Here is a 1283-nt window from a genome sequence, read left to right as displayed (position 1 = left end):
CCCCCCCCCCCCCCCCCCCCCCCCCCCCCCCCCCCCCCCCCCCCCCCCCCCCCCCCCCCCCCCCCCCCCCCCCCCCCCCCCCCCCCCCCCCCCCCCCCCCCTCTCCACGCCCCAGACGGCATACGCGATTTCCTGTACGGTCTCGTGGGCTCGGAGATGTGTATACGAGCCCGGGCCGATGCGGCGCTGGCGCGCGCCAGCGCGGCCGATGCCGACGCCCGCGCCACCCAGCAGCGCGCGGCCTGCGAGGTCGGCCGCAAGGGCCTGGTGGCGCTGACCGCGCTGGACGAGGCGGTTTTGGAACAAAAAGTGGCTGAAGCCCAGGTATCATCTAGGCCTCCAGCTATATTTTCAATAGCATCCCTGCCCGCCCAGGTGCTGGAGCAGCGGCCCGACGTCTACAACGCCGCGCGCGAGGTGGCCGCCGCCAGCGCCGAGGTGGCCAGCGCCGACGCCCAGCGCTACCCGCAGCTCTCGCTGCAGGGCACGGTGGGCCGCGCGCGCTACCAGTACGAGGGGCAGACGCTGGACTTCAGCAACTGGACGGTCGGCCCGGTGGCGCTGTCGCTGCCGCTGTTCGACGGCGGCCGCCGCCGCGCCAGCGTGGCCGCCGCCCAGGCCCGCTACGAGGAGGCCGCCGCGGTCTACCGCGGCAAGGCGCGCCAGGCGGTGCGCGAGGTCGAAGAGGCGCTGGTCAACCTGCAGTCCGCGGCCGAGCGCACCGCCTCGGCCGAGGCCGCGGCCGAGGGCTACCGCCAGTCCTTCGAGGCGATGCAGGCGCGCTACCGCAGCGGCCTGGCCAGCCTGCTGGAGCTGGAGGACAGCCGCCGCACCGCGCTGGCCTCCGAGACCGCGCGGGTGAATCTGGAGCGCGAGCGCATGGCCGCCTGGGTGGCGCTGTACCGCGCCGCCGGCGGCGGCTGGGACCCGGCCCGGCCGGCGCCGGGCGACGCCGTTTCCGCCGCGCCCGCCGCCTCCACAGATTCCGCTACCCGCTGACCCGCGTGCCCGCACGCCTTCTCCGGATTTCCGACATGTTCCGTATCGCTTCTTCTTCCCTTCCCCTGTCCGGTGCGCCGCGCGCACGCCGCGCGGCGCTGGCGCTGGCCGCCGCGCTGCTGCTGGCCTGTCTCTTATACACATCTGACGCTGCCGACGAAGAGAACCTAGTGTGGGTGGGGGTGGGGGGGGGGGGGGTGGAGGGGGGGGGGGGGGGGGGGGGGGGGGGGGGGGGGGGGGGGGGGGGGGGGGGGGGGGGGGGGGGGGGGGGGGGGGGGGGGGGG

General features: G+C 77.1%; 2 protein-coding genes. Both read left to right on the top strand.

Annotated elements, in window-relative coordinates:
• A partial coding sequence (locus JHD63_RS22595) for a TolC family protein (protein WP_198973041.1) occupies positions 1 to 999 on the top strand: 999 nt, incomplete at its 5' end.
• A gap of 35 nt (positions 1000 to 1034) precedes the next feature.
• Positions 1035 to 1283 (top strand): hypothetical protein (locus JHD63_RS22590; protein ID WP_198973033.1); only part of this gene is annotated, 249 nt, incomplete at its 3' end.

It is taken from the genome of Xylophilus sp. ASV27, assembly GCF_016428875.1.
Taxonomy (GTDB): Bacteria; Pseudomonadota; Gammaproteobacteria; order Burkholderiales; family Burkholderiaceae_C; genus Xylophilus.
Note: the sequence above shows the minus strand (reverse complement) of the source record. Positions and strands in the feature narration are given on the sequence as shown.